This window comes from Ensifer sp. Root1252 (assembly GCF_001425885.1).
In the GTDB taxonomy this organism is placed as follows: domain Bacteria; phylum Pseudomonadota; class Alphaproteobacteria; order Rhizobiales; family Rhizobiaceae; genus Ensifer; species Ensifer canadensis.
In genome coordinates this window covers 236,185-258,841 of record NZ_LMDT01000057.1, presented here as the reverse complement: position 1 = coordinate 258,841, position 22,657 = coordinate 236,185, and the positions used below count along the sequence as shown (strand labels likewise).

The 22,657-nt window shown below is 63.0% G+C and carries 21 protein-coding genes, 1 pseudogene and 1 riboswitch; of the genes and pseudogenes, 9 read left to right on the top strand and 13 right to left on the bottom strand.

Annotated features, from left to right (window positions below):
• Positions 1-173: 173 nt before the first annotated feature.
• The 3 genes from ASD02_RS34740 to thiB are packed head-to-tail and all read right to left on the bottom strand — an operon-like array spanning position 174 to position 3,551.
• Positions 174-890, bottom strand: a complete 717-nt coding sequence (locus tag ASD02_RS34740) for an ATP-binding cassette domain-containing protein (protein ID WP_025425213.1) — start codon at positions 888-890, stop codon at positions 174-176.
• Complete coding sequence (thiP, locus tag ASD02_RS34735; protein ID WP_025425212.1) at positions 887-2,491, bottom strand: thiamine/thiamine pyrophosphate ABC transporter permease ThiP; 1,605 nt, start codon at positions 2,489-2,491, stop codon at positions 887-889. Before thiP ends, ASD02_RS34740 begins: the two co-directional genes overlap by 4 nt.
• Before the next feature lie 31 nt (positions 2,492-2,522).
• Positions 2,523-3,551: a thiamine ABC transporter substrate binding subunit gene (thiB, locus tag ASD02_RS34730; RefSeq protein WP_057221808.1), complete on the bottom strand. Its 1,029-nt coding sequence runs from the start codon at positions 3,549-3,551 to the stop codon at positions 2,523-2,525.
• 49 nt (positions 3,552-3,600) lie between these two features.
• Positions 3,601-3,718, bottom strand: a riboswitch (TPP riboswitch).
• A gap of 134 nt (positions 3,719-3,852) precedes the next feature.
• On the opposite strand from thiB, the pseudogene ASD02_RS34725 reads away from it, so the two are divergent.
• The 5 genes and pseudogenes from ASD02_RS34725 to ASD02_RS34705 all read left to right on the top strand — a co-directional run bounded on the left by ASD02_RS34725 (position 3,853) and on the right by ASD02_RS34705 (position 8,695).
• Positions 3,853-4,336 (top strand): annotated as a pseudogene (locus ASD02_RS34725) (GNAT family N-acetyltransferase).
• A gap of 86 nt (positions 4,337-4,422) precedes the next feature.
• Positions 4,423-5,073, top strand: coding sequence for a thiamine diphosphokinase (locus tag ASD02_RS34720; RefSeq protein WP_025425210.1), 651 nt, complete (start codon positions 4,423-4,425; stop codon positions 5,071-5,073).
• A 3-nt stretch (positions 5,074-5,076) separates the two neighbouring features.
• A complete protein-coding gene (locus ASD02_RS34715; RefSeq protein ID WP_025425209.1) occupies positions 5,077-6,903 on the top strand; it encodes an ABC-F family ATP-binding cassette domain-containing protein in 1,827 nt (608 codons plus the stop codon).
• Between the two features lie 77 nt (positions 6,904-6,980).
• Positions 6,981-7,460 carry a MarR family transcriptional regulator gene (locus ASD02_RS34710; protein WP_025425208.1) on the top strand — a complete coding sequence of 160 codons (480 nt, stop codon included), beginning with the start codon at positions 6,981-6,983 and terminating at the stop codon, positions 7,458-7,460.
• Positions 7,457-8,695, top strand: a complete 1,239-nt coding sequence (locus ASD02_RS34705) for a multidrug effflux MFS transporter (RefSeq protein WP_025425207.1) — start codon at positions 7,457-7,459, stop codon at positions 8,693-8,695. Before ASD02_RS34710 ends, ASD02_RS34705 begins: the two co-directional genes overlap by 4 nt.
• 66 nt (positions 8,696-8,761) lie before the next feature.
• Here the strand turns inward: ASD02_RS34705 and ASD02_RS34700 are convergent, their stop codons facing one another.
• On the bottom strand, positions 8,762-9,979 hold the full coding sequence (locus ASD02_RS34700) for an argininosuccinate synthase (RefSeq protein ID WP_025425206.1): 1,218 nt from the start codon (positions 9,977-9,979) through the stop codon (positions 8,762-8,764).
• A 175-nt stretch (positions 9,980-10,154) separates the two neighbouring features.
• Here ASD02_RS34700 and ASD02_RS34695 point away from each other — a divergent pair, with 175 nt between their 5' ends.
• Complete coding sequence (locus ASD02_RS34695) at positions 10,155-10,796, top strand: LysE family translocator (RefSeq protein WP_025425205.1); 642 nt, start codon at positions 10,155-10,157, stop codon at positions 10,794-10,796.
• Positions 10,797-11,062: 266 nt separating this feature from the next.
• On the opposite strand, the gene ASD02_RS34690 is transcribed toward ASD02_RS34695, so the two are convergent.
• From ASD02_RS34690 to ASD02_RS34660, 7 genes are all read right to left on the bottom strand, one after another.
• Positions 11,063-11,857 (bottom strand): ABC transporter ATP-binding protein, encoded by a 795-nt coding sequence (locus ASD02_RS34690; RefSeq protein WP_025425204.1) that lies wholly within the window; start codon positions 11,855-11,857, stop codon positions 11,063-11,065.
• Complete coding sequence (locus ASD02_RS34685; protein ID WP_025425203.1) at positions 11,854-12,732, bottom strand: ABC transporter permease; 879 nt, start codon at positions 12,730-12,732, stop codon at positions 11,854-11,856. The genes ASD02_RS34690 and ASD02_RS34685 overlap by 4 nt, the downstream gene beginning before the upstream one ends.
• A 224-nt stretch (positions 12,733-12,956) precedes the next feature.
• Positions 12,957-13,910 carry an ABC transporter substrate-binding protein gene (locus ASD02_RS34680; RefSeq protein ID WP_025425202.1) on the bottom strand — a complete coding sequence of 318 codons (954 nt, stop codon included), beginning with the start codon at positions 13,908-13,910 and terminating at the stop codon, positions 12,957-12,959.
• Between the two features lie 215 nt (positions 13,911-14,125).
• Positions 14,126-15,361, bottom strand: a complete 1,236-nt coding sequence (gene rlmN / locus ASD02_RS34675) for a 23S rRNA (adenine(2503)-C(2))-methyltransferase RlmN (protein ID WP_025425201.1) — start codon at positions 15,359-15,361, stop codon at positions 14,126-14,128.
• Between the two features lie 234 nt (positions 15,362-15,595).
• Positions 15,596-16,099, bottom strand: a complete 504-nt coding sequence (locus tag ASD02_RS34670) for an invasion associated locus B family protein (protein WP_025425200.1) — start codon at positions 16,097-16,099, stop codon at positions 15,596-15,598.
• Between the two features lie 408 nt (positions 16,100-16,507).
• A complete protein-coding gene (locus ASD02_RS34665; RefSeq protein ID WP_025425199.1) occupies positions 16,508-16,885 on the bottom strand; it encodes a YkvA family protein in 378 nt (125 codons plus the stop codon).
• Positions 16,886-16,946: 61 nt separating this feature from the next.
• The gene (locus ASD02_RS34660) at positions 16,947-17,264 is read right to left on the bottom strand and encodes a 4a-hydroxytetrahydrobiopterin dehydratase (protein ID WP_025425198.1); all 318 of its coding nucleotides are present in this window, start codon (positions 17,262-17,264) and stop codon (positions 16,947-16,949) included.
• Positions 17,265-17,350: 86 nt separating this feature from the next.
• Between ASD02_RS34660 and ASD02_RS34655 the strand changes: the two genes are divergently transcribed.
• Positions 17,351-17,827 carry a low molecular weight protein-tyrosine-phosphatase gene (locus tag ASD02_RS34655; RefSeq protein ID WP_025425197.1) on the top strand — a complete coding sequence of 159 codons (477 nt, stop codon included), beginning with the start codon at positions 17,351-17,353 and terminating at the stop codon, positions 17,825-17,827.
• On the opposite strand, the gene thpR is transcribed toward ASD02_RS34655, so the two are convergent.
• Both thpR and ASD02_RS34645 read right to left on the bottom strand, forming a co-directional pair.
• On the bottom strand, positions 17,764-18,354 hold the full coding sequence (gene thpR / locus ASD02_RS34650) for an RNA 2',3'-cyclic phosphodiesterase (RefSeq protein WP_025425196.1): 591 nt from the start codon (positions 18,352-18,354) through the stop codon (positions 17,764-17,766). The two genes, ASD02_RS34655 and thpR, sit on opposite strands and share 64 nt — an antisense overlap.
• Positions 18,355-18,468: 114 nt before the next feature.
• Positions 18,469-19,110: an arylesterase gene (locus tag ASD02_RS34645; protein WP_025425195.1), complete on the bottom strand. Its 642-nt coding sequence runs from the start codon at positions 19,108-19,110 to the stop codon at positions 18,469-18,471.
• A gap of 67 nt (positions 19,111-19,177) precedes the next feature.
• Between ASD02_RS34645 and ASD02_RS34640 the strand changes: the two genes are divergently transcribed.
• Positions 19,178-19,903, top strand: coding sequence for an ABC transporter ATP-binding protein (locus tag ASD02_RS34640; RefSeq protein WP_025425194.1), 726 nt, complete (start codon positions 19,178-19,180; stop codon positions 19,901-19,903).
• The gene (locus ASD02_RS34635; protein WP_025425193.1) at positions 19,900-22,452 is read left to right on the top strand and encodes an ABC transporter permease; all 2,553 of its coding nucleotides are present in this window, start codon (positions 19,900-19,902) and stop codon (positions 22,450-22,452) included. The genes ASD02_RS34640 and ASD02_RS34635 overlap by 4 nt, the downstream gene beginning before the upstream one ends.
• Positions 22,453-22,657: the final 205 nt, after the last annotated feature.

The following is a 22,657-nucleotide window of genomic DNA, read 5'->3' as shown; positions in this document are numbered from 1 at the left end:
AATCCGCGCGTCGCATGGCGCGGCGGTCAAATTGTGGCGGAGTACCACGCGCGCTAGAGCATTTCCGGTTTAGACGACGTCGCGGAAACGCTCTATCTGCCTGTTTCCACGCATTTCCTGACGGAAAACCGCTTCGCACTTTTCCTGGAAATGCTCCAAGATTCCACGTCGCATCACGCGTTGCCGAGAAAGCGGTTGATGGACGCCATATCGCGCCGTTCGAGAAAGCGCTCGACCGGGTCATGGGCGATGATACGCCCCTGGTCCAGAAAAAGCACGCTATCGGCCAGCGCCCTCACGTCATCGGGATGGTGCGTGATCATCAGGATCGTGTTGTTTTCCTGATCATGCAGGTCCTGCAGCAGTGCCCGCATACCGGCCCTCATGCCGGGATCGAGAGCGGCAAAAGGCTCATCCAGCAGCAGCAGCGGGCGATGTCGCACCAAGGCGCGCGCCAACGCCACACGCTGTCGTTCGCCGCCGGACAGCGTCGGCGGCAGGCGCTTGCCGAAGCTGTCGAGCCCGACGCGGCCGAGGGCATCGTCTATCCGTGCGCGATCAGCGACCGACAGGCGAAGCGAGGGGCTGATGCCGAAGCCGACATTGGTCGCGACGTCGAGATGTGCAAACAGGTTGTTGTCCTGAAAGATCACGGAGACGGGTCGTTCTGCCGGCGCCTGTCCCGACATCGTCTTGCCGAGAATGCGAACCTCGCCCCGGTCCGGCTCCTCGAAACCGGCGATGACATGAAAGAGGGTCGACTTTCCCGACCCGGAGGCCCCGGCAACTGCGACGATGCCACCTGGCTGAATGGCGCAATCGAAGTGCAGTGCGGTGGTGTCGTAACGAACGTCGACGCCAACAAGTTCTACCGCCGCCTGGGAATTCATGCGTTTCGTCCTTCCGGCACTCGCCTGTCGCCGGCCGTGCCGAGCATGGTGAAGATCAGGCAGATGAGGCCGAGGAAGAGCGCCAGACCGGCTGCATCCGCGGTGCGATAGCTGCCCATCCGGCTGTAGAGCAGCCATGGAAGCGTGACCATGTCCTGCGAACCGAACAGCGCCACTGCACCAAGGTCGCCGAGCGACAGCGCCATGGCGAAGGAGAACGCCATCAGCAACGGTTTCCGGAGCGGCGGCAAGTCGATCCATCGCAGGCGATGGAAGCCGCGGATGCCGAGGCTTGCTGTCAGTCGGTCGGTGCGTGCGGCATGTGTTGCCATCGCCGGTGCCAGGATCCGGTGCACGAACGGCAGCGCCATCAATGCGTTGATGGCGACGACGATGGCGGGGGCGAAACGGGCGACATCGCCGAAGGGGCGCAGGAGCAGAAACCATCCCGCACCGAGCACGACCGGCGGCACCAGCAGCACCAGCGACGTGCTGGCGGTGACAGTGCCCGCAAATGCCCTGGCCAAGGTCGGGGCGTGGCGACGCGCCACGACGATGCCGGCGGCGCGGATCATCGCGGCGGCCATGGTGACGCAAAAGAATGCCGAGAGGACGGCGATGACAATGCTGGTGACGAGAGCACGATGCACGGTCGGGTCGCCGGCAAGCTTCACCAGATCCGCACGCAGGCCGGAACCGACGACGGCGATCAGCGGTGCGCCGATGAAGAGCAGCGAGAACAGGATCCAGCCGGCGTCGGACGTCCGGGAGAGGCCGGTTCCTGCATCATAGCGTCTGGAGATTTTGCCCGCGGTTGCGCTTTGTGCAGGTTCGGTCGCGACACGCGTTAGAGCCAGGAGCAGGGCTCCGGTCATGACGATCTGTAGGGCGGACAGGGCGATCGCCCGCGGCGGGTCGAAATCGAAGCGCAGCGCCTGGTAGATCGCGACCTCGATGGTGCTGGCGGCAGGCCCGCCGCCGAGCGTCAGGACCAGCGTGAAGCTGGTGGCGCAGAGCATGAAGACGAGGCCGGCAGCACCTGGCAGCAATCCCCGAAGGACCGGCCACTCGACAAAGCGGAAGAGTGCGGCTGGCGGCATGCCGAGATTGGCGGCGGTTCTCCAGTATTCCGAAGGGATGCGCTCGAGCCCGGCGAGAAAGAGACGTGCGATAAGCGGCATGTTGAAGAAGACGTGGGCGAGCAGGATGCCGAAAAGGCCGTAGATGCTGATCGGCTGCTGCAGCCCGAGGCCGGCGAGGGCGGTGTTGAGCGCGCCCTGCCGGCCCCAGATCTCGATCAGCCCGAGCGCGCCGACAAGCACGGGCAGGCCGAGCGGCAGGGCCATCACCCGCAGAACCCAGACGCGGCCGGGAAAGCTCGGCCGGCGCGCAAGCGCCCGTGCGATCGGGATGGCAAGAACAACGGAAAGCAGCGTCGAAAGGCTCGCCTGCAGCAAGGTGAAGCGCGTTACCCGCCAGATATAGGCATCGAACAGCACGCTGTTGCCGAAGTCACCGCTCTGGAGCAAAAGGGCTGCAATCGCCAGGCCGACAAACAGCAGGATACCGCCGAGACTTAAAGTCCCGGCGGTCATCGTGATGCGATTTTCGGCAGGCGCGAACAAATGCGCCTCAGTTCTTGCTAATGGCGGCCAGCCATTCGTCGATCCAGGCCTTGCGGTTCGCCGCCACCTCTTCCGACGGCAGCAGGAAAGTCTTCTCCGGATTGACCAGCTTGCTAAAAGCCTCCGGCAGCGGCTCCTTGGTCGCCGCGACCGGCATCATCCAGTTGGTCGTCGGAATGATCGACTGGAACTCCGGGCCGGTCATGAAGGCGAGAAACTGCTTGGCAAGCTCCGGCTCCTTGGCGCTCTTGGTCATGCCGGCAACTTCGATCTGGATGTAGTGACCTTCCGAGAATTCGGCCGCCTGGTAGCGGTCGGTGTTTTCCGCCACCATGTGGTAGGCGGGCGACGTGGTGTAGGAAAGCACCATCGGCGCTTCGCCCTTGGTGAAGAGGCCATAGGCTTCCGACCAGCCCGGCGTTACGGTCAGTACCCTGTCCTTGAGCTTGGCCCAGGCGGCGCCGGCTTCGTCGCCATAGACGGCCTTGACCCAGAGAAGCAGACCGAGGCCCGGCGTCGAGGTGCGCGGATCCTCGATGACGATCTTCTGAGAGGCGTCGCCTTCGACCAGTTCCTTCAGGCTCTTCGGCGGCGTCTTCAAGGTCTGGGTGTCGTAGACGACGGCGAAATGGCCGTAGTCATAGGGAAGGAAGGTGTCGTCGGTGAAGTCGCCGGGTACCTTGACGTTGGCAGGCTCGATGCCGTGCGGCGCGAAGAAGCCGGTGGCCTTGGCCTCGGCGACGAGGTTTGTATCGAGGCCGAGCACGATGTCGGCCTTGGAGGCCGCGCCTTCGAACTTGAGGCGGGTCAGAAGCTCGACGCCATCGGCGACGCCGACATAGGTGACCTTGCATTCGCAGGTCTTCTCGAAAGCTTCGGCGACCTTGGCACCCGGCCCCCATTCGGTGATGAAGCTTTCATAGGTGTAGACGGTCAGCGTCTTGTCGGCAGCAACGGCATTGGCCGCGAAGACAAGTCCTGCCGTCGCGGCAAGCGCTAGCCGGCTAAGAACCTTGAGTTGCGATGAATTGGACATGGCAGGCACCTCTCCCTAAAAATGATGTTGCATGGGAAAAGGGCGTATCGATCCGATCGCGTCTAATCCCTCCGCCGGTATGAGCCGGATCAGGTTCCGCGGGTTGGCGTTCAACGCCTCTCAGCCTTCGGCCGCCATGCGGTCGGAAGGCACCCCGTTAGAGCGGGTAGAGATTTACCGCCGAGCCGGTTTGATGGCAAGCGAAGTTTGAGGACGGCAAAAGCGCCCGCCCCGCATTTTCGCGCCGCGGCGCATGGGGTAAAATCGTCGGCAGAGTTTGCAGACGCCGAAGGAGCCTGCGATGACTGACATGCTCGTTCGCCTTTATGCACTGCCGGCACAAGCGAGATCACCGCTTGCTGACGGTATCGGCATTCACCGCGCAATGGCACCCGAACGAAGCTTGTTGTTCCCTGGATCGAGCAGACATTTGGCTCCGGCTGGGCGGGCGAGGCGGAGGCGGCCTTCAGATCGACGCCGACGTGCATGCACATCGCGGTGTTCGAGGACCGGATCGTCGGCTTTGCCTGCCACGATGTCACAGCGCTCGGTTTCTTCGGGCCGACGGGCGTCGACGAGGCCATGCGCGGACGGGGATCGGCGAGGCGCTCTTGCGCGTGAGCCTGACGGCGATGCGTGACGCAGGCTACGGTTACGCCATCATCGGCGGCGTCGGCCCGGCCGAATTCTACCGACGCACGGTCGGCGCCATCGAGATCCCCGATTCCAACCCCGGGATCTATGCGGAGATGCTGTTTCCCGATACCTTGCCCGAAGATCACTGACAACGAGGACGCAAAATCGCCGGATCGCGCCCTTGTTCGGTTTTCTTGCTTTTCCTTGCCCGTGCCTTTGCGCTATGGGCTTTGCCATGGCCCGATCCACCTTCACCATTCTGCTCGGCGGTGCACTGACCCCGACCGATCGCCTTGCGCGCCAGCTCGCAGGCAGCCGCTTCGTTGCGGCCGATGGCGGCATGCGGCATGCGCGGGTGCTATCCGTGACCCCCGACGTCTGGGTGGGCGATTTCGATTCGACCGAGGAGGCGCTGCTCGCGGAATTTGCCGATGTCCCGCGCGAGCCCTATCCCGCCGCCAAGGCTGCGACCGATGGCGAAATCGCTGTCGAGGCGGCGCTGTCGCGTGGCGCCGAAGCCTTGATCTTTGCCGGCGCGCTCGGAGGATCACGCAGCGACCATGCCTTCCTGCACCTGCTTCAGGCTGCTTCGCTGGCCGAACGTGGGTTGCCGGTGTTCATGACCTCGGGTGAGGAGGAGGCCTATCCGCTGCTTGCAGGCGAGATCGAAATCGATCTGCCGAAGGGCAGCCTATTCTCGATCCTCGGACTGACCGATCTCATCGGGCTTACGATCGTCAACGCGCGTTATCCGCTCACCGATTTCACGTTGCCGTTCGGGTCTTCGCGCACCGTTTCCAATGTCGCGGAGGGTCCCCTTCGCATTTCCCTCGACACCGGCCGGGCGATCGTTCTCGCCCGCCCCTATGACCTTTCCGGAGCCTGAGCCTTGGCGCCTCCCATTCTGAAACTCGACGATATCTTCCTGACCTTCGGTGGCACGCCGCTTCTGGCCGGCGCCAACCTGCAGGTGGAGCCGGGGGATCGCATCTGCCTTGTCGGGCGCAACGGTTCCGGCAAATCGACGCTGATGAAGATCGCCGCCGGTCTTGCCGAAGCGCAATCGGGCGAGGTCTTCCGCCATCCGTCCTCGACCGTTCGCTACCTGCCCCAGGCACCGGATTTCGAAGGCTACGACACGGTGCAGGCCTATGCCGAGTCGGGCCTTGGCCCAAGCGACGACCCGTATCGCGTCGCTTACCTACTGCAGCACCTGGGTCTGACCGGCGAAGAAGACCCGGCACGCCTTTCCGGCGGCGAGGCGCGCCGCGCAGCGCTTGCCCGGGTGATGGCGCCGGAGCCGGATATCCTGCTGCTCGACGAGCCGACCAACCATCTCGATCTGCCGACGATCGAATGGCTCGAAGACGAGCTGACCCGCAGCCGTTCGGCCCTGGTGCTGATCTCGCACGACCGGCGCTTCCTCGAAAAGGTCTCGAACGCGACGGTCTGGCTCGATCGCGGCCAATCCCGCCGGCTCGACCGCGGCTTCGGCCATTTCGAGGCCTGGCGCGACGAGGTGCTGGAGGCGGAAGAGCTGGAGCAGCACAAGCTCGGCAAGGCGATCGAGCGCGAGGAGCATTGGCTGCGCTACGGCGTTACCGCCCGGCGCAAGCGCAACATGCGTCGTCTCGGCGAATTGCAGGACATGCGCTCGCGCCATCGCGGCCACAAGGGGCCGCAGGGCTCCGTTCAGGCGGCGGCTTCCGACGCCAAGGAATCGGGCAAGCTGGTGATCGAGGCGGAGAAGATCACCAAGGCTTACGGCGAGCGGACGATCGTTGCGCCGTTTTCCATTCGCGTGCACCGTGGCGACCGGATCGGCCTTGTCGGCCCGAACGGTGCCGGCAAGACGACGCTTTTGAAGATGCTGACCGGGCAGATCGAGCCGGATACCGGCACGGTGAAACTCGGCACCAATCTTGAGATGGCGACGCTCGACCAGAAGCGCGAGGATCTCAACCTCGACGATACGCTGGCCCACTACCTGACCGACGGCCGGGGCGAGAGCCTGATTGTCAACGGCGAGCAGCGCCATGTCACCGGCTACATGAAGGACTTCCTGTTCCAGCCGGAGCAGGCGCGCACCCCGATCCGCGAACTGTCGGGCGGTGAGCGCGCCCGGCTGATGCTGGCACGCATTCTCGCCCGCGCCACCAACCTGCTGATCCTCGACGAGCCGACCAACGATCTCGACATCGAGACGCTGGACTTGCTTCAGGAGGTCGTCGCCGGCTTTGCCGGAACCGTCATCCTCGTCAGCCACGACCGCGACTTCCTCGACCGCACCGTGAGCTCGACCATCGCGCCGGCCAATCCCGAAGCGCCTGACGGCCGCTGGATCGAATATGCCGGCGGCTACACCGACATGATGGCGCAGCGCAAGGGCGCGATCGAAGAGCGGCGCAAGACGGAGAAGGCGGAAAAGGCCAAGGTGGCCGATGCCGCTGCCCCCGCAGCCGAGGCACCGAAGGCCAAGGGCAAGCTCTCCTACAAGCAGAAGTTTGCACTCGAAAACCTGCCGAAGGAAATCGCCAAGGCGGAGGCGGAGGCAGCCAAGCGCGAGGAGCGGATGGCCGACCCCAACCTCTTTGCCAAGGACCCGAATACGTTTGCGAAACTGGCGAAGGAGCTGGAAAAGCTTCGCGGCGATCTCGCCCGCATGGAAGAGGAATGGCTGGAACTGGAGATGCTGCGCGAGGAGCTCGAGGGCTGAGCCTCGCCGCTCCCGCGTTGAAAGTTGGCAAGGGGTATGATAAGGAAAACTTATTATATCTCTCGTGAACGATCCTGATGCCGACAAAACTCGAATCCGAAACCATCGGCATGTTGCTGACCGATGTCTCCCGCCTTCTGCGTGGCGCTTTTGACCGCAAGGTCAACGCCATGGATCTCGGCATCACGCCCGGTGAAGCGCGCACGCTGATCCAGGTGGCGCTGACCGAGGGCATCAAGCAGGCGGAAATCGCCACGCGCATGGGCATCGAGCCGATGACGCTGTCGGCCTATCTCGACCGGCTGGAGGCGATGGAGCTGGTTGCCCGTCTGCCCGACCCGGCCGACCGCCGCGCCAAGAACGTCGTCATCACCGACAAGGCCGATCCGCTGCTCGCCGAGCTGATGGCGGGGCTGCGCGAGATGATGAATGCCTATACGGAAGGGCTCGACGAGGCGACGCGCGACATGCTCTGCGCCAACCTGCGTATCCTGCGCGAAAATTTGCGCGGCCTCGATCCGTGCGTCGCCGGCAAGGAGAAGGGTGCAAAGCCATGACGCGCCGCATGAGCGAACGGCGCACCAGCATCATCGGCGCCTTCCTTGTCGCGCTCGGCCCCGTTTCCATGGCGCTCTATACACCGGCAATGCCCGAACTGGTCCGCGCCTTCTCCTCCAGCGAGGCGGCGATCAAGATGACGCTGTCGCTCTACTTCGCAGGCTTCGCCTTCGCACAGCTGGTTTCGGGCACGCTCTCCGACGTCATCGGCCGCCGGCGCACGACGCTGATCTTCATGACCATCTACCTCGCCGGCAGCCTGATGGCAGCCTTTGCCCCATCGGTCGCGGTCCTGCTCGCCGGGCGCCTGGTGCAGGGCATCGGCGCCTCCGTCGGCATGACGGTTGCGCGCGCCATCGTGCGCGACCAGTTCACCGGCCTTCAGGCGGCGCGGATCATGAACATGATCGGCATGATGCTGGCCATCGGGCCGGCGGTGTCGCCGACGCTCGGCGGCCTGGCGCTTGGCCTCTTCGGCTGGCAGTCTATCTTCTTCCTGATGGTCGGCTTTGCGCTGATGGCCTGCGTTTGCGTGCAGTTCTTCATGGCCGAAACCGCGACGCCCGATCCGGCCAAGGGCCATCTGCGGCCGATCCTTGCCGCCTATCGCGAGCTTCTGACAGATACCCGCTTCGTCTCCTCGACCCTGGTGATTGCCGGCGCCGTCGGCGCGCTCTACGCCCAAGCGACGATGCTGCCCTTCGTCCTGATCGGCACGGTCGGGCTGACGCCGACCGAATTCGGCGTCGGCATGCTGATGCAATCCGGTTTCTTCTTCTCGGGCACGGTCACGGTGCGGCTGTTAATGCGGCGGTTCACGCCGCAGGCGCTGGTGCCGGTCGGTCTTTGTTTCATCGCGCTCGGCAGTGTGGCGCTCGCCTACACCATGCACGCGCTCGAACCGAGCTTCCTGGCGGTGATGGCGCCGGTCGGCGTCTACGCCTTCGGCATCGCCTTCGTCATGCCCTACATGATGACGGCGGCCATGGCGCCTTTCCCGCATATCGCCGGTACGGCGTCGGCGATGATGGGCTTCATCCAGATGGGCGCCGGCCTTCTCGGCGGCGCCTTGGCGGCCGTTGTCGGCGTGCCGGTGCTGGCGCTCGGCACGATCATTCCGAGCTTCGGCCTTCTCTGCGTGTTCAGCTATCTCTGGTATCGCCGCACCGTTCGCCTGACGCCATTGGCGGCGCCAGTCGATGGCACGCAGCCCCTGCCGGAAGCGGCTGAATAAGACGAAACGAAAAAGCCTCCGCGACCCGGGTCGCGGAGGCTTTTTCTTGTCAGGTGCTTGCCGCTTTTAACGGTTGCGTGCAGCCAGCGTGCGCAGGCGCAGCGCATTCAGCTTGATGAAGCCGGCAGCATCCTTCTGGTCGTAGGCGCCCTGGTCGTCTTCGAAGGTGACCAGCTTGTCGGAATAGAGCGACTTCGGGCTTTCGCGGCCGGTGACCATGACATTGCCCTTGTAGAGCTTCAGCGTCACTTCGCCTTCGACATGCTCCTGGCTCCTGTCGATCGCCGCCTGCAGCATCTCGCGCTCCGGCGAGAACCAGAAGCCGTAATAGATCAGCTCGGCGTAGCGCGGCATCAGCTCGTCCTTGAGGTGGGCGGCGCCACGGTCGAGCGTGATCGATTCGATCGCGCGGTGTGCCGACAGCAGGATGGTGCCGCCGGGGGTCTCGTAGACGCCGCGCGACTTCATGCCGACGAAGCGGTTTTCGACGAGGTCGAGCCGGCCGATGCCATTGTCGCGGCCGTAGTCGTTGAGCTTTGCCAGCAGGTTTGCCGGCGAAAGGCGCACGCCGTTGATCGAGACGGCGTCGCCGCGCTCGAAACCGACCTTGATGACGGTTGCCTTGTCGGGAGCCGCTTCCGGCGAGATCGTGCGCATGTGCACGTATTCCGGGGCTTCCTGCGACGGATCTTCCAGAACCTTGCCCTCGGAGGAGGAGTGCAAGAGGTTGGCGTCGACAGAGAAGGGAGCCTCGCCCTTCTTGTCCTTGGCGACCGGGATCTGGTGCTTCTCGGCGAATTCGAGCAGGTCGGTGCGGCTCTTGAACGACCAGTCGCGCCATGGAGCGATGATCTTGATGTCGGGGTTGAGCGCGTATGCCGACAGCTCGAAGCGAACCTGGTCGTTGCCCTTGCCGGTGGCGCCGTGGGCGATCGCGTCAGCGCCGGTCTTCTTGGCGATGTCGATCAGGTGTTTGGAAATCAGCGGACGCGCGATGGAGGTGCCGAGCAGGTAGACGCCCTCATAGACGGCGTTGGCGCGAAACATCGGGAAGACGAAATCGCGCACGAACTCTTCGCGCACATCCTCGATGTAGATTTCCTTGATGCCGAGCATCTCGGCCTTCTTGCGCGCCGGCTCCAGTTCTTCGCCCTGGCCGAGGTCTGCCGTAAACGTCACAACTTCGGCGCCGAGTTCGGTCTGCAGCCACTTCAGGATGATCGAGGTGTCGAGACCGCCCGAATAGGCGAGAACGACCTTTTTCACGTCTTTATGCGATGCCATGGTTTCCGTCCGTCTGGTCTTGGAAGAGGGCGGCGTGCCGCCTTGGAAATTCTGCGGCACTTTATCCGGAACACGCCTGGATACAAGCGGAAGAACGCTGCGACACCCAAATCCGCTGGCAAAAGCCGACGCTCCGGAATAGACGAGGTCACCGAGTGTTCCAGGAATCGCGCACATGGACTTCCTTCCCAGCCTGCCCACGCTGTTCGGCTTTGCTGCCGCCACGCTGCTGCTTGCGGCAACGCCGGGGCCGGACATGACGCTTTCGATCAGCCGCGCGCTGTCGCAAGGCAAGAAGGCCGCCCTATTCGTGGTGCTCGGGACGAGCTTCGGCATCGTCGTTCACACCCTACTGGTCGCCTTCGGCATCTCGGCGCTGATCACGGCCTCGCCTGCTGCGTTCATGGTGCTGAAGACCGGAGGTGCCGCCTATCTGCTCTGGCTTGCGGTTCAGGCGATCCGCCACGGATCGACGCTTTCGGTCAAGACCGTCGAAGGTTCCGGCGGTACGGCTCTTTCCAACGTCTCGTCGGGCTTCTGGGTAAACCTGCTCAACCCCAAGGTCATCATCTTTTTCATGACTTTCCTGCCGCAGTTCGTCAGCGCCAACGATGCATCGGTGACGGGCAAGCTTCTGTTCCTCGGCGCGATGTTCATCGTCATCGGCATGCCTGTAAACATGCTGGTGGTATTTACCGCCGACTGGCTGTCCTCCTGGCTGCAGCGCAACAAGGGGTTCATGCGGGCGCTCGACTACAGTTTTGCCGGCGTCTTCCCTGTCTTTGCGGTGAAGATCTTCATGACGACGGCGCGATAGGGCGTCTTCGGAGGGTTTCGCCCCTCATCTGCCTGCCGGCATCTTCTCCCCGCATGTGGGGAGAAGAGCACGTGCTGCATCGTTCGGCGGCAACGGCGATCGCCGGAGCAGCATGGGGAGACGTGTGAAACGGTAGATGGCACTTCACGCCGTTTGCCGGAGAACGGCTGAGAGATTGCCACTTGTCTCTTCTCCCCGTCTTTACGGGGAGAAGATGCCGGCAGGCAGATGAGGGGCAAGCTCTGATCGCCCCGTAAGCGACGGGGTCAGCCGATGAGCAGCGCGTCGTCGTCGAGCGTCTGGCCGCGGATGCGGCGGAACATGGCGATGAGGTCCTCGACCTGCAATTCCTTGCGGCTGTCGCCGGCAACGTCGAGCACGATCTCGCCGCCATGCAGCATGACGGTGCGATGGCCATAGTCGAGCGCCTGGCGCATCGAGTGGGTAACCATCATCGTCGTCAGCCTGCGCTCGGAAACGATCTTCTGGGTGAGGTTCATAACGAACTCGGCCATCCCGGGATCAAGGGCGGCGGTATGTTCGTCGAGCAGCAGCACTTCGGAGCCGGCAAGTGTCGCCATGACCAGCGAGACCGCCTGGCGCTGGCCGCCCGAAAGCAGGTCCATGCGGTCGCCCATGCGGTTTTCGAGGCCGAGATTAAGCTCGGCGATGCGCTCGCGGAAATGTTCGCGGCGCTTCGGCCCGAGCGCTGCCATCAGGCCACGCTTCTCGCCGCGCTTGGCGGCGAGCGCCAGGTTCTCTTCGATCGAAAGCGCACCGCAGCTACCGGTCAGCGGATCCTGAAACACGCGGGCGACAAGGCCGGCGCGAGCGGCGGTGCCCTTGCGGGTCACATCGGTCTTGCCGATCGTCACCTGGCCCGCACTCGGCAGCACGTCGCCGGCGAGAACGCCGAGCAACGTCGATTTGCCGGCGCCATTGGAGCCGATGACGGTGACGAAGGAGCCCTGCTCGATTGTGAGGTCGACGCCGTTCAGCGCCTGCTTCTGCAGCGGCGTTCCCTTGCCGAAGACGACCTGGATGTTCTTGACGCTGATCATGCCGCACCTCCGCGACGAAGTCGGGGAAGGATGAGGGCGAAGGTGACGAGCACGGCGGTCACGAAATTGAGATCGGAGGCCTGCAAGCCGAGCATGTCGGTCGACAGCGCCAGCTGGATGGCGATGCGATAGAGGATCGAGCCGAGCACGCAGCCGATCAGCGCGATCAGGATGCCGCGGGCGCCGAGCAGCGTCTCGCCGATAATGACGGCTGCAAGGCCGACGACGATGGTACCGACCCCGGAAGTGACGTCGGCAAAGCCGTTGGTCTGGGCAAAGAGCGCGCCGCCGAAGGCAACGAGCGCGTTCGAGATCGCCATACCGAGATAGATCTGCCGGTTGGTGTCGACCCCTTGCGCACGGGCCATGCGCGCATTGGCGCCGGTTGCCCGCATCGCAAGACCCGCATCGCTTTCGAGGAAGCGCCAGACGACGATGACGGCAACGAGCACCAGGATGCCGATGAACAGCGGGCGAACGTAGAAATCACGAAGCCCCAGGCCAAAGAACGGCGAGAGCATGGTGTCGGCGTTGATCAGCGCGACGTTGGGTTTGCCCATCACGCGCAGATTGACCGAGAACAGCGCGATCATCGTCAGGATCGAGGCCAGCAGATTGAGGATCTTGAAGCGCACGTTGAGCATCGCCGTGACGATGCCGGCGGCGGCACCCGCCACCATGGCGACACAGGCCGCGATCCACGGGTTGACGCCGGCGATGATCAGCACCGCGGTCACCGCGGCGCCGAGCGGGAACGAACCGTCGACCGTCAGGTCAGGGAAGTCGAGAACCCGGAATGCGAGAAAGACGCCGACGGCGACAAAGGCGTAGACCAGCCCCAGTTCGACGGCTCCCCAGAAAGCGATTTGACTCAAACCCCCGACCCTCTTTTTTTGCCGCGCGCCTTAAGCTTGTTCTATCAGCGCGGCGTCTCCGGTTGGCCATGACGTCCAGAGATCCGGCGTCGGCGCAGCTTCAAACTGTCAGAGCGCATCTTGCGTGCCCCGAGGGAAACGCCGTGCTCCAATAACGAACCGCCCTCGTATGGAACGAGGGCGGCCAAAACGCAATAAACTTGAACCTGAAAAGGCTCAAAGCCTTATTCGACAACGCGTGTAGCGCGCTTGACGACACTTTCCGGAAGGGTGACGCCCATCTTTTCAGCGGCCTTCTTGTTGATCACCAGGTCGGAACCGGCGGCAACCTTGACGGCGATATCACCCGGGTTTTCGCCCTTGAGGATGCGAACGACGATTTCGCCGGTCTGCTTGCCGACATCGTAGTAGTTGAAGCCGAGAGCCGCGAGCGAGCCGCGCGCGACCGAATCCGTGTCAGCGGTGAGGAGCGGCAACTTGGCTTCCTCAGCCACGGCGATCGCACCTTCGAGCGCGGAGATGATCGTGTTATCGGTCGGAACGTAGATCACGTCGGCGCGGCCGACGAGTGCGCGGGCCGCACCCTGGACTTCGGCCGACTTCGTTGCCGCGGATTCGACCACGGTCAGGCCGGCCTTTTCGGCTTCCGTCTTCAAGACTGCCAGAAGCGACACGGAGTTGGCTTCGCCGGAGTTGTAGAGGTAGCCGATCGACTTGGCGTTCGGCAGGATTTCCTTGATCAGCGCGACGTGCTCGGCGACCGGCGACATGTCGGAAAGACCGGTGACGTTGCCGCCCGGCTTGTCCATGTCCTTGACCAGTTGTGCGCCGATCGGGTCGGACACGGCGGTGAAGACCACCGGAATATCGCGCGTCGAGGAAACGACGGCCTGGGCCGACGGGGTCGAGATCGGAACGATGACATTAGGCGCTTCACCGGCGAACTGGCGGGCGATCTGTGCTGCGGTCGCCGGGTTGCCTTGGGCGGACTCGTAGAGGAACTTGAGGTTTTCGCCCTCCTTGTAGCCGGCTGCGGCCAGCGCGTCCTTCACACCGTCGCGTGCGGCATCGAGAGCCGGGTGTTCGACGATCGCGGTTACGGCGACGGTCACCTCATCGGCGCGTGCGGGCAGGGTAAATGCCACCGTGGCGGCAAGGGCGACGAGAAGTGAGCGCATGGGTGTCCTCCTAGATTGATTGCCCGCTTTCTTAGGAAACCGGTGACATGAAATCAATCGATAGGAACTGCATCACCCATCAAAGTTCTTCATCGATCACGACATGCCTGCGGTTGAGATGGTGCGGATCGACACAATCCGAGGGCGTTGCGATCGTCTTTGAGTCGTGAAAGGTGAAATGCGGGCGGAAAACCGCGCCGCACCCACCTGATGGCTCAGTCCTCGCCGTGATTGGCAATCATCATTGCTTCGAAGGCGAGCCGGTCGACCTTGCGCATGCGCTCGGATTCGGACTTCAGCTGGCCGCAGGCGGCCAGGATGTCGCGGCCGCGCGGCGTGCGGATCGGCGAGGCGTAGCCCGCCTGGTTGATGAAATCGGCGAATTTCTCGATCTGCTCCCACTCGGAACACTGGTAGTTGGTGCCCGGCCAAGGGTTGAACGGAATGAGGTTGATCTTCGCCGGCACGCCCTTCAAGAGCTTCACCAGTTCCTTGGCGTCCTCGAGGCTGTCGTTGACGTCCTTGAGCATCACATATTCGAAGGTGATGCGGCGCGCGTTCGACAGGCCCGGATAGGCGCGACAGGCATCCATCAGTTCCTTCAGCGGATATTTCTTGTTGATCGGCACTAGCATGTCGCGCAGGTCGTCGCGCACCGCATGCAGCGAGATCGCCAGCATGACACCGATCTCGTCGCCGGTCCTATAGATCTCGGGCACGATGCCGGAGGTCGAAAGCGTGATGCGGCGCTTGGAGAGCGACAGGCCCTCGCCGTCGGAGGCGATCAACAGGGCGGTCTTGACCTCCTCGAAATTGTAGAGCGGCTCGCCCATGCCCATCATGACGATGTTGGTGATCTTGCGGCCTTCCGCCGGCACGATCGCGCCCTGGGGCGTGTCGCGCTCCGGGAAGTCGCCGAGCCGGTCGCGCGCGAGCAGCAGCTGCGCCAGGATTTCCTCGGCCGTCAGGTTGCGCACCAGCTTCTGCGTGCCGGTGTGACAGAAGGAACAGGTGAGCGTGCAGCCGACCTGGCTGGAGATGCAGAGCGTGCCGCGGCCCTCTTCGGGGATGTAGACCGTTTCGATCTCGACCGGGCGGCCGGCGCCGCGGGCGGGAAAGCGCAGCAGCCACTTGCGGGTGCCGTCGCCCGAGGTCTGCTCCTCGACGATCTCCGGCCGGGCGATGGTGAAATGCTGCTTCAGCATCTCGCGCATGTCCTTCGAGACGTTCAGCATCTCGTCGAAGTCGGAAACACCGCGCACGTAGAGCCAGTGCCAGAGCTGGCTGACGCGCATCTTCACCTGACGCTCGGGAATACCTTTTTCGACCAGGGCCTTGGCCATGTCCTCGCGCAACAGCCCGATCAGCGAAGGCTTCTCGGCCTGCGGTGCGATGCGCGCCTGCGGTGCCTTGACGGTATCCACCCGGTTCAAGATTTCAGTGGCTGCCATGCTCTGGTGTCCTGTCGTACAGAAAACGCCCGTCCGGAGAAGGGTCCGGAGATTGTCCTGATGCTCGAATTGAAATCGGTCGAGCCTTCAAGCGCGGCCAATAGGGCGCGGGGGCTCTTAATTTGCCGGGGCTGTAGCATTGTTTTGCTCAAGAGTCACGCGCAGGCGTCAATCCTGAATGCAAAAAGGCCGGCGTCAGGCGCCGGCCTTGTGTTCTGCCAAAGTGGCGAGAGCCTACTTGCAGGCTTCGATCTGCTTCAGTGCAGCCGAGATGCCCGACAGCGAATAGGCGTAGGTGGTCGTGGTGCCCTTGCGCGACTTGGCGTTGACCGACATCGCCTTGCCGGTCTTCATCGCGGCAACGAGCGCCGGCTCTTCAGCGGCGTTCTCGACCCAGGCAGAGTTGCCCTTGGTGAACATCACGAAGGTGCGGCCGTCGATGACGACGTTGACCTTCGAGTTCTCCTGCAGCGGGTAGCCCATCATGGCCTGCGGCTCGTAGCTGATGTTCTGGCCGGGGCGCTGGGAAACGAGGAAGAAGATGTCGCCGTGGTCGACGCCGGCCGGGCTCTTTTCCTTCGGAACCGACAGGACATAGCAGACCTTGCCGCCGCCGGAATTGTAGGAATAGGCGCCCCAGGCGTTGAACTGCTGGATGCGCGTCGGAGACTGGGCGGCAGCCATGCTGGCGGTTGCCAGAACGAGTGCGATTGCGGTTGCGATCTTTCTTACAAACATGAGGTCCTGCCGCTTTTCTTGCTTTTCGATCACCCGAAACAGGTCAGACGGGCGACGCGTAGTCATGATTTCAATTGTTGTGACTTAATTCAGGTTACCAAACCGTCAACGAGGGCCAAAATCCGCTGGTTTCAGCCCCGAAACGAAGCATTTGTCGCCTTCGCTCCAGCATCCGCAGATCTGCCGTCCGTCAATTTTTTGGAGCGCTCTTCCGGCGTCGAGTGTTCGGCGCCTCGAACAGCTCTTCCGGATCGTTTCCTGCCCCATGCCATTCCAAACAACGCGCGTCTCAACCAAGACGTTTCGATGCGTGTCGTTCCAAAATGTCTATGCCACAAAGAATTGGGCAAGAGTTTGACTTTTGGGCAGGAATACGGCGGACACACGGACGGACCGCATTTTCCGCGGTCATTCCTCGGGATTGTCGGCCAGCGTCTCGTCGGCCTTGAGGTAGTGGGCTTCCTTGATTTGCCCGCTGATGGCGGCAAAGGCGGCAGTCAGAACCGCGACATCATCGGAAAATCCGACGACGGCGAGCACATCGGGAAGGAAGTCGAGCGGCAGCACGAAATAGGCCAGTGCCGCCAGCAGGATGCCGCGCGTGCGCGTCGGCGTCTTCGGGTCGATCGCGCAATAATAGGCAGCCACGAGTTCCCGGCTGAACGGTATCTGCCGGGCGGCGCGGCGAAAGGTCGGCCAGAAGCGTCGCTTGACGCGCTTTTCCCTGCGCTCCTGTTCGGATTCTTCGCCGGGCAGGAGAATTTCACCAATCTTTACGTCGTCCATCGCCTCGCTTCCGATGTTGCAACGCTCAACAATATGGGAAGTGCCAGATCCATTTCAAAATCTATTTCAAATGGTCGGGCATGCGGCCGGCCGCAGCCTTGTCCATTCTGGCAGCCAGCTTGAAGTCCAGTTCGGTGAGGCCGCTGGCGTCGTGCGTCGTGAGCGTCACGTCGACGCGGTTGTAGACGTTGAACCATTCCGGGTGATGATCGAGCTTTTCGGCAACGATCGCCATCTCCGTCATGAAGCCGAAAGCCTCGACGAAATTCTTGAAGCGAAAAGCTTTCCAGATGGAGGCGCCGTCTTCGGCGCGCACCCACCCTTCCATCTTGTGCAAATGCTCGGCGATTGCCGCCTCGTCGAGTTTCTCCGGCCTCATCCGTTCCTCCCTTTCACCGCGTCTGTTCCAAGGCTGTGCCGCCGCGTATAAGTCGGCTGGCCTCTTATCTCCTTGAAATGGATAGCATGAAACCGGTCCGAATTCTTTTTGTTTGTCTCGGCAATATCTGCCGGTCACCTCTGGCTGAAGGCGTGCTGCGCGAGCTCGCGGCGCAAAAGGGTCTGGCGTCACAGATTTCTGTCGATTCTGCCGGTACGGGTGGGTGGCATATCGGCGATCCACCGGACCGCCGGTCGATCGAGGCGGCGCGCCGGCACGGCATCGACATTTCCGGCCTTCGCGGGCGCAAGGTTTCAAAGGCCGACTTTGCGGCGTTCGACCTGATCCTCGGCATGGATGGGGAGAACGTCAAGACGCTTCGCCAGCTCGCGCCGGCGGGGCTTGAAGACAGGATCGATCTGTTTCTGAGCTACGCTTCGGGGCGGGACCAGGACGTTCCTGATCCCTATTATGACGGTCCCGAAGCGTTCAAACGCCTTTACCAGATGTTGGAGGCCGGATGCTCGTCGTTGCTGGAAAGGCTCGAAGAGCGGACTTCGTGAAGCGGAAACACCTCTTCGGTGAGGTAGGGGCCGCCGCCGACGGAATCGCGCGACGACAAAAGCACGAAACGTGAGACGGTGAAGGGTGAGGCCATGAAGTTGCCGCGTCCGGAGAGATATTCGACCACATCCTCGACGCGGCTGGAGCGCAGCCTTGCAAGCGTGACATGCGGCGTGAACTTGCGCGGGTCGGCCGGCAGCCGCAGCCTCTGGCAGATGCGCTCGATTTCGGCCTGCAGCGCGTACATTTCCGGGTGATTGCTGACCCCAGCCCAGACCGAGTGTGGCTTCTTCGAGCCGAAGGCGCCGGTGCCGGTCAGTTGCAGCTGGAATTCCGGTCTTTCGATCCGGTCAAGCTTGTCGATGATCTCGTCTGCGGTGCGCCAGTCGACGTCACCAATGAAGCGCAAGGTGATGTGGTAGTTCTCCACATCGATCCAGCGAGCTCCGGGAAGACCTCCGCGCAGCAATGAAAGACTCATCGCAACATTGCGCGGAATTTCGAGGGCGGTGAATAGTCTCGGCATGGCGAGCTCCCCGAATCTCTTGCAGATGTCTCAGCGAATCACGCATCGAGTCTGCAGGCAACTACTATTTGACGCTTGCGAATATTAACACTCTCTTAACTGTGGATGATTTGTTCACTCCGCCTTTGACAATGTTGCAATGAAACGTTCGACCACGGGCAGCGCCTTATCGACCATCGTGCCGACGCCGTTGCCGTTCGGGTGCATGCCGTCCTCAAGCTTGAGTGCTGCGTCGGTGACAACGCCGTCGAGGAAGAAGGGGTAGAGCTGCAGCCCGTATTTCTCTGCGAGTTCCGGATAGATCGGATTGAACCGGGCGGCATAGTCGGCACCCATGTTCGGCGGCGCCATCATGCCGGCGAGCAGCACGGCGATGCCGCGCTCCTTCAATCGTGAAATCATCGCCTCGATGTTCTTGCGGGTTTCTTCCGGCGGAATGCCGCGCAACGCGTCGTTGGCGCCAAGCTCCAGGATGACACCCTTGGTGCCGTCGGGTATCGACCAGTCGATGCGCGCAAGGCCGCCTGAGCTGGTGTCGCCAGAAACGCCGGCGTTCGCCACCGTGACATCGAGGCCCTTTTGCTTCAACGCCTTTTCAAGCCGGGCCGGGAAGGCATCCTCGGGAGGCAGCTGATAACCCGCCATCAGGCTGTCGCCGAAGCCGACGAGGCTGATCGTTTCGGCCCGTGCTGCCGCCGATAACGCAATTGTCATTGCGAGCCCCAAGAAAAACCGTTGAAATCCTTTTAATGCCATGGGTCTGTTCCTAAATCGCGGGTGCTGTTTTCTTATTCCCTTTCCGTTTCATATAGGATTGTTTCGCTTGGCCAGTACCATCATCGAGCTCAAAAATGCCGACCTCACCCTCGGCGAAGCCGCGGCCTCGGTGCATGTGCTGAAAGGCATGAGCCTGACAATCGACGCCGGCGAGTCCGTCGGCATCGTCGGGCCTTCCGGTTCGGGCAAGTCGACGCTGCTGATGGTGCTGGCTGGCCTTGAACGGCTGGACCGCGGCGAAATCATTATCGACGGCACGCCGCTGCACCGGCTGAACGAGGACAGGGTCGCCGACTTCCGCGGGCGCAACATCGGCATCGTCTTCCAATCCTTCCACCTCATCCCCAACATGACAGCCCTCGAAAACGTTGCCGTGCCGCTCGAACTCGCCAATGTTCCCGGCGCCTTCGAGATCGCGCGCAAGGAGCTTGTGGCCGTCGGCCTCGGCGAGCGCTTGAGCCACTATCCCGGCCAGCTTTCCGGCGGCGAGCAGCAGCGCGTGGCGATCGCCCGTGCACTCGCGCCGTCGCCGAAGCTGCTGATCGCCGATGAGCCGACCGGCAATCTCGATGACGAGACGGGCCGGCAGATCGCCGATCTGCTTTTCGCCGAACAGCGTGACCGGGGCATGACACTGGTGCTGGTCACCCATGACGCAGCGCTCGCGGCCCGTTGCTCGCGGCAGGTGCGGGTGCGCTCCGGCGAGATCATTTCCAGTGGCGCGTTCGAACCGGTCGTCGAAACGCAGCGCCAGGAAGCGGCATCCGCATGAGCGAGGCCCTCGCGATCCGACTGCGCCCACTGCTCGCCCTGCGGCTGGCGTTGCGCGAAATGCGCGGCGGCCTCAAGGGGTTCTATATCTTCCTCGCCTGCATCGCGCTTGGCACGGCGGCGATCGCCGGCGTCAACTCGCTGTCGCAATCGATCACCGCGACGATCGCGTCCCAGGGGCGCGAGCTGCTTGCCGGCGACATCCGCTTCGAGCTCAACAACCGGGTGGCAACGACAGAGGAGCGCGCGTTCCTCGACGGGCTCGGACCCGTCTCGGTTTCAGCGGGCCTTCGCTCCATGGCGCGTTTGCCCGATGGATCGAACCAGGCACTCGTCGAGTTGAAAGCCGTCGATGCAGCCTATCCGCTCTATGGCAAGCTGGAAAGCCAACCGGATCAGCCGCTTGGCAGTCTGCTGGCGCGGCAGGGCGACGTGTTCGGTGCGGTGGCCGCACCGCTGTTGCTTGATCGCCTCGGCATTTCCGTCGGTGATGAAATCCTGCTGGGCAATGCCCGCATCAAGATTTCAGGCAAGATCGTGCGCGAGCCGGATGCGCTCTCCGACGGATTCGGCTTCGCACCGCGCCTGATGGTTTCGGATGAAACGCTCAACGCATCGGGTCTCGTGCAGACGGGAAGTCTTGTCGAACACGGCTACAAGGTGAAGGTGAGCGATCCGACCCGGGTCGACGCGGTCCGCGGCGACGCCGAGACGCGCTTTCCGTCGGCCGGCTGGTCGATCCGCACCAGCTCCAACGCGGCCCCGTCGCTGACCGCCAATATCACCCGTTTTTCGCAGTTCCTGACGCTTGTCGGGTTGACGGCCCTGATCGTCGGCGGCGTTGGTGTCGCCAATGCCGTGCGCGCCTATCTCGACCAGAAGCGCAGCGTCATAGCCACCTTCAAGTGCCTGGGTGCGCCTGCCTCGCTGGTGGCGATGATCTATCTGTCGCAGATCCTCCTGATCGCTCTGATCGGCATCGCCATAGGGCTTGTTCTCGGTGCGCTCATTCCCTTCGTCGCCGCACAGTTTCTTGCCGATCTGCTACCGATTTCGACGGAGTTCAGGCTCTATCCCGGTGCGCTCGGCATCGCCGCCCTGTTCGGCGTGTTGACGGCGCTTGCGTTCGCCATCCTTCCGCTCGGCCGCGCACGCGGCATCCCGGCGACAGCGCTCTTTCGCCAGCAGGGCTTCGACCCCTCGGGCTTTCCCGCATGGCCCTATCTGGTCGGCGCGTTCGCCTGCCTGGGCGCGCTTGCAGGACTTGCCATCTGGACCGCCTATGACCGCTACATCTCGCTCGTGTTCCTCGGCGCGATCGCCTTCGCCTTCATCGTTCTGCGTCTCGTCTCGCTGCTGATCTCATGGCTTGCGCGCCGTAGCCCGCGCGTCAACTCGCCGTCGTTACGGCTGGCGATCGGCAACATCCATCGACCGGGCGCGCTCACGCCTTCGGTGGTGCTGTCGCTCGGCCTCGGTCTTGCGCTTCTCGTCACGCTTGCGTTGATCGACGGCAATCTTCGGCGCGAACTGACCGGCAGCATGGCCGAGCGGGCGCCCAATTTCTTCTTCGTCGATATCCAGGGAAGCGAAATCGAGGGGTTCCGCGCGCTGCTCAACGGATCGATGCCTGATGGCAAGGTCATCGAAGTGCCGATGCTGCGCGGCCGTATCGTCGCCTTCAACGGCGAGGACGTGAACAGTCGCAACGTCCCGCCGAGTGGCCAGTGGGTGCTGCGCGGCGACCGCGGCATCACCTATGCCAAGAACAAGCCGGAGAATTCGACGCTTGCAGAAGGCAGCTGGTGGGCGCCCGACCATAGCGGCGAGCCGCTGGTGTCGTTTTCGGCGGAAGAGGCGCGCGAGCTCGGATTGAAGATCGGCGACATGGTGACGGTCAACGTGCTTGGCCGCAACATCACCGCCAAGATCGCCAACTTCCGCAATGTCGAATGGGAATCGCTGTCGATCAACTTCGTGATGGTATTCTCGCCCAACACCTTTGCCGGCGCTCCGCATGCGTGGCTCGCAACGGTGATCGATCCCGGCGCGACGCCGGAGGAGGAGGCGACGGTGCTGAAAGCCGTGACCAACGCCTATCCGACGATCACCAGCGTGCGGGTAAAGGATGCTCTCGACATTGTGAACGCGCTTCTCGGGCAGCTGGCAACGGCGATCCGTGCTGCCGCCGCCGTCGCGCTCGTCGCCTCCGTCCTGGTGCTGGCCGGCGCGCTTGCTGCCGGCAATCGGGCGCGCATCCACGATGCGGTGGTGCTGAAGACGCTGGGCGCCACGCGCGCCACGCTGATCCGTGCCTTCAGCTACGAATACATCATCCTTGGCCTTGCAACCGCGGTCTTTGCGCTGTTTGCGGGCGGCGTCTCCGCCTGGTACGTCGTCAGCCGGATCATGAAGCTGCCGTCGAGTTTCCTGCCGGATGTTGCGGTTGCCACGGTCGTCATTGCGCTGGTGATGACTGTTGGCATCGGGCTTGCCGGCACCTGGCGTGTGCTGGGTCAGAAGGCGGCGCCGGTCCTGCGGGAGCTCTGAGCGGACGGAGTTAACCGTAAATCCCTGTCATACAAGGCCATAAACGCCCAGGCTGTGCCGAATCACGGGTCTGAAGGTCTTGTACGCAAGGGCTTTCGGCATCATATTTATCCACAGGCATGCTGGAGCCCCGCAGCGGCGCCTGGGCATGGGATGATGGCCGATCGGTCAGGTCATCCGCCCGACACCGTAAGTTCAACCGGGG